6 protein-coding genes are annotated in these 10000 nt (G+C 33.8%); all 6 read right to left on the bottom strand.

Features of this window, described 5'->3' with window-relative positions; all coding sequences use genetic code 11:
* Positions 1 to 18 precede the first annotated feature (18 nt).
* Positions 19 to 1170 (bottom strand): peptidoglycan endopeptidase, encoded by a 1152-nt coding sequence (locus tag LDL23_RS06155; RefSeq protein WP_291264925.1) that lies wholly within the window; start codon positions 1168 to 1170, stop codon positions 19 to 21.
* A 103-nt stretch (positions 1171 to 1273) separates the two neighbouring features.
* Positions 1274 to 3538 carry an aconitate hydratase gene (locus tag LDL23_RS06150; RefSeq protein ID WP_291264924.1) on the bottom strand — a complete coding sequence of 755 codons (2265 nt, stop codon included), beginning with the start codon at positions 3536 to 3538 and terminating at the stop codon, positions 1274 to 1276.
* 113 nt (positions 3539 to 3651) lie between these two features.
* Positions 3652 to 6423 (bottom strand): bifunctional aconitate hydratase 2/2-methylisocitrate dehydratase, encoded by a 2772-nt coding sequence (locus tag LDL23_RS06145; RefSeq protein WP_291264926.1) that lies wholly within the window; start codon positions 6421 to 6423, stop codon positions 3652 to 3654.
* Positions 6424 to 6692: 269 nt separating this feature from the next.
* Positions 6693 to 7814: an acyltransferase gene (locus tag LDL23_RS06140; protein WP_291264923.1), complete on the bottom strand. Its 1122-nt coding sequence runs from the start codon at positions 7812 to 7814 to the stop codon at positions 6693 to 6695.
* A gap of 9 nt (positions 7815 to 7823) precedes the next feature.
* Complete coding sequence (locus LDL23_RS06135) at positions 7824 to 8777, bottom strand: MoxR family ATPase (RefSeq protein WP_291264922.1); 954 nt, start codon at positions 8775 to 8777, stop codon at positions 7824 to 7826.
* 95 nt (positions 8778 to 8872) lie between these two features.
* Positions 8873 to 10000, bottom strand: a 1128-nt coding sequence (locus tag LDL23_RS06130) for a peptidylprolyl isomerase (protein ID WP_291264921.1), incomplete at its 5' end; no start/stop codon positions are given.

Raw genomic sequence — 10000 nt, 5'->3', positions numbered from 1 at the left:
ATATCATGTAGAAAACTATCAATGATTTTCTAAAACACGATTAATTTGAATGAAACGTTTTTTATAATAAGGTTCTTCCGTAGATGAAATTATAACTCCAGCCTGCACTGAGGAATGAATAAACTTAATTTCATCACCAATTATTTCGGTAATCATTCCCACGTGATTGATACTTCCTCTACCATTTGTAGTAAAGAAAATTAAATCACCTTTTTGCGCTTGACTTCTGTCAATTTTGTACCCTGCACCTACCGCCATTGAACTTGAAGAACGAGGCAAAGTCATATCGATATGCTTAAAAGTAGAAAACATTAATCCTGAGCAATCAAAACCAGCACTCGTAGTTCCGCCACCTCTATATCTAGTTCCAATGTGTTGCGAAGCTTTCGCAATTAAGAATTCGGCTTTTGACATGTTTTCTGGAGAAAGCTCTTCAACATCTTTTGGACTACTTATAATCTCATTTTGATGTTTTGCTAATTCTACATCTCCTTTTTTAATTACAACTTCATATCCAATAGGTAAATTAGCGATAATTTCAGGATTCATTTCTTCCAAATCTTTAACACTAACTTTGTACTTTTTTGAAAGTCTATATAAAGTTTCGCCTTTTGTAACGGTGTGCACTTTATTTCCTAATTCATCTGTACATAAATTAGTATCCATGTTAGTTGGATTGGATATTTCAGTAACTACTGTTTTTATTTCTTTAGGTTTATTTTCTTTAGGAGCTTCTTTTTCTTTAGGAGTCTCTTTTACTTTTTTTGCAGAAACAACTATTTTATCCCCAATTTGAATTGATTCTGGCTTGATATCGGGATTTAATTCTTTTAATTTTTCTAAACTGATATCGTATTTTTTAGCAATCTTATAAAGCGATTCACCCGATTCCACTATGTGCGTTTCGGTAGCGTTTTTTGATGAAGAAACTTCTTTATTGTTCTTAGATTTTGATTTTTTGTTGGGAATCAACAAAACAGTTTTTAACTGTAGTAAAGCACCTTTCGATTTTGGATTTAATTCATAAATGTCGGATTCACTAACATCATACTTTTTAGCAATGGAATAAATGGATTCACCCGAAACCACTGTATGTTTAATTGTCTTTTGAGAAAAAACAACACCACTACAGAAGAATAGAAAAAAAGTGATAATTTGGAATAATTTCATTTAGAATTAATTTAGATGGATTGTAGCTAATTTGACAGTTGCAAGATAAAAAAAACTCCCTTTAAAAAGGGAGTTTTAACATTATTTTAAATTCGAAATTTAACTATGATTTTCCAGCCGCAATTAAATTTAAAGCCGAACCCGCTACAAACCAACCAATTTGGCTATCGATGTAAGTATGATTCGCTAAGATTGTATCTTTAGAACCATCAGCGTGAACAAATTCTAATGTTAGCGGTTTTCCAGGAGCAAATTCTGTTAAATCTAGGAAATTAATTGTATCGTCTTCTTGAATTTTATCATAATCAGATTCGTTCGCGAAGGTTAAGGCTAACATTCCTTGTTTTTTCAAATTGGTTTCGTGAATTCGAGCGAATGATTTCACTAAAACTGCTTTTACACCTAAGAAACGAGGTTCCATAGCTGCATGTTCACGTGAAGAACCTTCTCCATAATTATGGTCGCCCACAACAATAGATGGAATTCCAGCTGCTTTGTAAGCGCGTTGTACTTTTGGCACTTCGTCATAAGCTCCAGTTAATTGATTTTTAACTGAATTTGCTTTTCCGTTGAATGCATTTTCAGCACCAATCAACATATTATTAGAAATATTATCCAAATGTCCTCGGAAACGTAACCAAGGTCCAGCCATAGAAATATGATCTGTCGTACATTTTCCGAACGCTTTGATTAACAATTTGGCGCTAGTAATATTTTTACCATCCCAAGCATCAAAAGGCGCTAATAGCTGCAATCGGTCTGAAGTCGGAGAAACTACAACTTCTATGCTAGAACCATCAGCTGCAGGCGCTTGAAAACCAGGATCTTTTACATCAAAACCTTTGGTTGGCAATTCATCTCCAAAAGGCGGATTCAATTTTACCGCTTCTCCTTTATCATTTATCAAAGTATCGGTAATCGGATTAAAATCCAAACGCCCTGAAATCGCTAAAGCAGCTACCATTTCTGGAGAAGTTACAAAAGCATGCGTATTTGGATTTCCATCGGCTCTTTTTGAAAAGTTTCGGTTGAACGAATGGACTATGGTATTTTTTTCTTGTTTGTCTGCTCCTTCTCTATCCCATTGTCCAATACAAGGTCCGCAAGCATTTGTAAATACTTTGGTTCCCATCTTTTCGAAATCGGCAATGATTCCATCTCGTTCAATCGTATATCGAATTTGTTCCGAACCTGGATTGATTCCAAATTCTGCTTTAGGCGAAATTCCGTGAGCTACGGCTTGCCTTACAATGGAAGCCGCACGTGACATATCTTCGTAAGACGAATTGGTACAAGAACCGATTAATCCCCATTCGACTTTTATTGGCCAACCATTTGCTTCAGCTTCGGCTTTCATTTTGGAAACTGGTGTTCCTCTATCTGGAGTGAAAGGTCCGTTGATGTGTGGCTCTAATTCAGATAAATTGATTTCAATTAATTGGTCGAAATATTGTGCTGGATTCGCATAAACTTCAGCATCAGCAGTTAGATAAGAAGCTACTTTATCCGCAGCATTTACCACATCTTGACGACCTGTTGCCGCCAAATATCTTCTCATTGAATCATCATAACCGAAGGTTGAAGTCGTAGCTCCGATTTCGGCACCCATGTTGCAAATGGTTCCTTTTCCGGTACACGACATCGATTCAGCACCTTCTCCGAAATATTCTACAATAGCACCTGTTCCTCCTTTTACGGTTAAGATATCAGCTACTTTTAAAATAACGTCTTTTGGAGCGGTCCAACCATTTAATTTACCTGTTAATTTAACTCCAATTAATTTTGGAAATTTTAATTCCCAAGACATACCCGACATTACATCTACTGCATCTGCACCACCAACACCGATGGCTAACATTCCTAAACCACCTGCATTTACGGTATGAGAATCGGTTCCAATCATCAAACCTCCTGGAAAAGCGTAGTTTTCTAAAACGATTTGGTGAATAATTCCTGAACCTGGTTTCCAAAATCCAATTCCGTATTTGTTTGACACTGATGACAAGAAATCAAAAACTTCTTTGGATTGTTTATTCGCGAAAGCTAAATCAGCTTCCGCACCTGATTTTGCTTGAATTAAATGGTCGCAGTGAACAGTTGTTGGAACTGCTACAGTTTTCTTTCCAGCATGCATAAATTGCAACAAGGCCATTTGCGCTGTTGCATCCTGACAAGCTACTCTATCGGGAGCAAAATCAACATAATCTTTTCCTCTGGTGAAGGATTGCGATGGCATTCCTTCCCATAAATGCGAATACAAAATTTTCTCCGATAAAGTCAAAGGACGCCCAACCAAATCACGAGCTTTATCTACTCGTGCTGCCATGTTAGCGTACACTTTTTCAATCATTTCAATATCAAATGCCATAGTAATTTATTTTGTGTGTTATTTAATCCCACTAATTTACAAAAAAATGAAGAGATAAAAACAAAAAAGCCCAAGTTAAAACTTGAGCTTTTTATTTTGATATTAAAGATTTATTATCCTACTAACAATTTATGCGATGGAGCAAACTTAGTTAAGTTGATTCCTTCTACTGCTTTTTTGTATTCTTCAATTGAAGGTGTTCTACCTAAAATAGTAGACAACACTACAACTGGAGTAGATGATAATAATGATTCTCCTTTTTTCTCTGCTGTATCTTCAACTACACGACCTTGGAACAAACGAGTTGATGTTGCCATAACCGTATCTCCTTTAGACGCTTTTTCTTGGTTCCCCATACAAAGGTTACAACCCGGACGCTCTAAGTACAACATATTTTCATACTCAGTACGAGCAACAGCTTTTGGTGCATTATCATCAAATTCGAAACCTGAATATTTTTGTAATACTTCCCAATCGCCTTCTGCTTTTAATTCATCCACAATATTGTAAGTTGGAGGAGCCACTACTAAAGGTGCTTTGAATTCTACTTTACCTTGTTGTTTTTCGATATTTTTCAACATCTGAGCTAAGATTTTCATATCGCCTTTGTGAACCATACAAGATCCGATGAATCCTAAATCTACTTTTTTGTCACCACCATAGAAAGAAAGTGGGCGAATTGTATCGTGCGTATAACGTTTTGAAACATCTTTATTGTTTACATCTGGATCAGCAATCATTGGCTCAGCGATTTGATCTAAATCTACTTCAACTTCTGCGTAATATTTTGCATTAGCATCTGGACGTAACGCTGGTTTTTCACCTGAACGGATTTCTGCAATACGTTGGTTTGCTTTGTCGATTAATCCTTGAAGTACATGATTTTTGTTATCCATACCTTTGTCAATCATGATTTGGATTCTTCCTTTTGCAATTTCTAATGACTCGATTAACGTTTCATCTTCCGAAATACAAATTGAAGCTTTTGCTTTCATTTCAGCAGTCCAATCTGTAAATGTGAACGCTTGATCAGCAGTTAATGTTCCAATGTGAACTTCAATAATTCTTCCTTGGAAAACATTTTCACCACCAAATTGGTGTAACATTTGCGCTTGAGTTGCGTGAACTACATCACGGAAATCCATATAATCTGGCATACTTCCTTTGAAAGTAACTTTTACTGATTGTGGAATTGGCATTGAAGCTTCACCGGTTGCTAAAGCAAGAGCAACTGTTCCAGAATCTGCACCGAAAGCTACTCCTTTTGACATTCTAGTATGAGAGTCACCACCAATAATGATAGCCCATTCATCCACTGTAATATCATTTAATACTTTATGAATAACATCGGTCATTGCATGATAAACACCTTTAGGGTCACGTGCTGTAATCAATCCGAAATCATTCATGAATTGCATTAATTTCGGGATATTAGCTTGTGCTTTTTTATCCCAAACAGATGCTGTATGACAACCTGATTGGTACGCTGCATCAACAATTGGAGAAATCACAGTAGCTGCCATCGATTCTAATTCTTGAGCGGTCATCAAACCTGTTGTATCTTGCGAACCTACGATGTTTACTGTAACACGAACGTCAGAACCTGCATGTAACACATTTTTAGAAAGTGTTCCAACAGCGTTTTTGTTAAAGATTTTTTCAACCGCTGTTAATCCTTGACCTTCGATATGAATTTCTTTTGATGGAGCATAAACAAGTGGTGCTTCGATTCCTAAAGTTTTAGCTGCGAACGTTTGTAGTTTTTTACCAAAAACGATAGCGTACGAACCACCTGCTTTAATAAATTCCATTTTTTGTGGTGTGAACGATCTTGAAATATCAATCAATTCTTTATCACCGTTGTATAATTTTTTTGTTTTCGTATTGATAGTTAAAACCGTTCCAGTGGCAACAGAATACACTTGTTCTAAAATTGGCTCTCCATTTTCATCGCGAACTAATTCTCCGTTAGCATCTGTCTTTTTAACCCAATTTTTCAAGTCGATTCCGATACCGCCTGTTACGTCAACTGTAGTAAGGAAAATTGGAGAAATTCCGTTTGTTCCACCTACAATTGGAGCGAAATTTACGAATGGTACATAAGGACTCGCTTGTTTACCTGTCCAAAGCGCTACGTTATTTACACCCGACATACGAGAAGAACCAACTCCCATTGTACCTTTTTCAGCAATTAACATTACTGATTTATCTGGATGTTGCGCTTGTAAGGCTTTGATTTCTTCTTGCGCTTGAGGTGTAATCATACATTTTCCGTGTAATTCACGGTCAGAACGCGAGTGCGCTTGATTTCCTGGTGATAATAAGTCGGTTGAAATATCTCCTTCTCCAGCGATGAAGGTTACTACTTTAATTTCTTCAGCAATTTCAGGAAGTTTTGTAAAGAATTCTGCTTTTGCATAACTTTCTAAAATATCTTTTGCAACGGCATTTCCGTTTTCATAAGCTTCTTTAATACGCGCCATATCGGCATCGTAAAGATATACTTGTGTTTTTAAAACATCAGCTGCCTGTTTTGCAATTGCAGCGTCATTTCCTAAAGCCAAATCTAATAAAACCACAATTGAAGGTCCACCTTTCATGTGTGATAATAATTCAAAAGCAAAAGTTGGAGTGATTTCAGCTACTGCCTCTTGACCTAAAATAATTTCTTTTAAGAATTTTGCTTTTGCACCAGCTGCAGGAGTTGTTCCTGGCAATGTATTATAGATAAAAAACTTCAAACAATCTTGTCTGTTTGCGTTGTTTGTATCTTTGATTTGAGCAATGATTTCGTTTAATAAATCAGCACTATCAATTGGTTTTGGGTGTAACCCTTGACCTTTTCTTTCTTCGATTTCTTTAATGTACTCGTTATAAAGATTCATTTCGTTAGCTAAAGCCATACTATAAAATAAGTTAATTAGTGTTTGTTGTATTTTTTGGTGGCACAAATTTAATAAATCTTAATCAGATTTAAAAATTTTTAATAAAAAGCCTAAATAGAAGAATTATTATTTATAAAGATTCTATTTTGATATTTATTTTTCAATAAAAACGATTAAAATAAAAATATATTGAATAATTCGCAATTTAAAATCAAAGTTTTATTAATTTGACAAAACCTTTAAAAAAAAGCTAGTATTCTATCAATTAATCATTTTTTTTCTCTGAGATTGGTCATTGGTTTTTCAAAAAATCGATAAAGCAAATAAGACAGAAAAAGAACTAAAAACCAATAGCTAAAAGTGTATACAAAAAGATAAAATCCACGAAGATTTTCAGATGGAAACAATACCTTCATTGAATGAAGAATAACGGTATAATGCAATAAATAGACACTATATGAGATAACACTCAACAAGGCTACGCACTTTAAAAAAAAGACATTCTTTAATTTAATTGAAACTAAAAAGGGAATCGTCAAGCAAATTGAAATAGAATTCAGCGGCAAATAAAAAACATTAAAAAAAAATTGATGCCTTTCATATTGAATTCCGAAGACAAAAATTAATATGTGAAGCGTAAAAATTCCTAAAATCCCAACAAAAAAAAGATTTAAATTCCATTTCGAAGCAATAAAATTATTGGAATACAAATAGAAAAGCACAAATCCATAATAAATAGCATCTAATCTGTAAATAGTTACTTTTCGTAATGATTCATTCCATTGATTTAATGAAGTTAATTCATGTGTAAAATTAAAATATAGTCTTACACCAAAAAACAACATAATCATAAATAAACTCATTCCTAAAAATAGATGTTTTCGATTTGCACCTGGAAATATTTTTACTAGGAGTAATAATGTACAAGGCCCAATGATATAACAAAACTGTTCAACTGCCAAACTCCATGAAATTCTATAAAAATCGGGAGCATTATGGGATAAGTTTTGTAAATAGACAAAATAAAGATATAGTTTCTCAGGTATTTCATTATAAAACAAATACCATAGCAAAACATTAACAAAAAGAATTAAATAATAATTAGGCAATGTCCTAAACCATCTTCTCTTTAAAAAAGCAATAATACTTGAAAAAGAAAAATCCTCATTCTCAAGCATTCTAAGGACGATTTTACCAATTAAAAATCCGCTAATTATAAAAAAAATTTCTACACCAATTGTTCCGCTCAATTGCATTAACCAATTAATTAAAGGAGGAAAAAAATCACTAATCCAAAGACTATGTGAAAACACAACCAATGAAATTGCAATTGATCTAGCAATATCTAAACCATGCATTCGTTTATTTAAATCAATTGCTAAACCGAACATAGAACTTCTTTAAAAAAGTTTTTTAATAATATCTTCTTCCGAAATTCCTTCGGCGTCGGCTTTGTAATTTTTTACGATTCTGTGACGAAGAATTCCAATGGCTACTGCTTTTACATCTTCGATATCTGGAGAAAATTTTCCATTAAAAGCGGCGTTGGTTTTTGCTGCTAAAATTAAATTTTGTGAAGCTCTTGGACCAGCACCCCAATCGATATAGGTTTTAACAAATTCGTTTGAAAGTGGATTATCGGGACGTGTTTTGCTTACTAACGAAACTGCATATTCAATTACATTATCTGCCACAGGAATTTTACGAATTACATTTTGAAAATCTATAATTTCCTGAGCTGTAAATAAAGAATTTACCACAGGTTTAAAATCAGAAGTGGTTGCTTTTACCACATTTACTTCTTCTTCAAAACTCGGATAATCTAATTTCACGGCAAACATAAAACGGTCTAATTGTGCTTCTGGTAACGGATACGTTCCTTCTTGCTCAATTGGATTTTGTGTTGCTAATACGAAATATGGCGAATCTAATTTATAATGATGTCCAGCTACAGTTACCGCACGTTCTTGCATAGCTTCTAAAAGAGCTGCTTGCGTTTTTGGTGGAGTTCTGTTGATTTCATCTGCCAAGATGATATTGGAAAATATTGGTCCTTTGATGAATTTAAAATGACGATTTTCATCTAAAATTTCGCTTCCTAAAATATCGGACGGCATTAAATCAGGCGTAAATTGAATTCTTTTGAAATTCAAACCTAAAGCTTGCGAAATAGTATTTACCATCAAGGTTTTTGCTAAACCAGGCACACCAATAAGTAAAGCGTGTCCTCCAGAAAAAATGCTCATTACAATTTGATGTACGACTTCATCTTGACCTACGATTACTTTGGCAATTTCTTGCTTTAATGCTTTTTGTCTTTGAACTAATTCCTGAATAGCGGCTACGTCTGACATATTGAATTTAGAATTTAGAATTCGGAAAATTGAATTTAATTATTAAACCTCTAAAATAATAAAAAACCCTCTGAAAATTCAAAGGGTTAGTTAATTTATTTTTTTAACCAATTATTGACAAAATCACAATCTTTATAATCATCAGAAATCTTAATATAAGTTTCTTTAATTTTTTCTTCGCTCCATTTTGCAATTTCTTTAATTTGTTTATCCTTTAAAGCTAATTCTTTAATTTTCAGATAATCTTTTGCAAAATCTGCAGTATGTTCTTCAGTTCTATTATTAACAGTTATGATTTTATAAAACTTTCCTACACCTCTAGCCTCATCTAAAATAGGAAGTGATATTTCACCATCTTTCAAAACAGAAACTTGTGCATAAAGAGCTGGATCCATTTTAGTCAACTCAAAACGAGGTTCCATAGTTCTTGGATTTAACAACACACCTCCATTATTTTTTGTTTCCTTTTCATCTGACGAAGATTTTGCAGCATCAGCAAACGAAATTTCTTTGTTTAAAATTTTATTTCTAATAATTTCAATTTTAGCTTTGGCATCTTTCATCGCTTGAGTTGAAACTTTAGGAGACATTAATATATGACGTAACTCCACTTCTTGACCTTTAATTTTTTCAACCATAATAATATGATATCCAAATTCTGTTTCAAATGGTTCAGAAATTTCTCCTTCAGCAAGGCTAAACGCTACTTCTTTGAATTCTTTAACAAATCCAGTTTTTCTATTAATTTTATAAAACCCTCCTGAACCTACAGATGCTTCATCTTCAGTAAATAAAACCGCTTTACTGTAAAAACTTGAGCCGTTTAAGACATCTTGTCGAATTTCTTTCAGTTTATCAATAACTCTTTTCTTTTCTTCTTCTGTAATTACGGGTTTAACAACAATTTGCGCTACCTCCATTTCAGCTCCAAAAGTTGGCATTTCATCTGCAGGAATACTTTTAAAGAAGTTTCTTACCTCCTCTGGTGTAATCGTAACTTTTTCAACAATCTTACTACGCATCTGAGAAGTTAGCTTATTCATCTTAATGATTTCGAAGAAATAAGATTTAAATTCATCTACATTTTTCTTTTTGTAAAACTTAACTACTTTATCTAATGAACCTACTTGCTCTACCATAGCATCAATTTGCTCATTCATAAAGCTGTTAACTTCCGCATCTGTTACCACAATACTATCTTGAATAGCATGGTGTGCATATAA

The organism is Flavobacterium sp. (assembly GCF_020217025.1).
In the GTDB taxonomy this organism is placed as follows: Bacteria; Bacteroidota; Bacteroidia; order Flavobacteriales; family Flavobacteriaceae; genus Flavobacterium.
The sequence above is the reverse complement of the archived record's forward strand: the minus strand, read 5'-3'. Positions and strand labels throughout refer to the sequence as shown.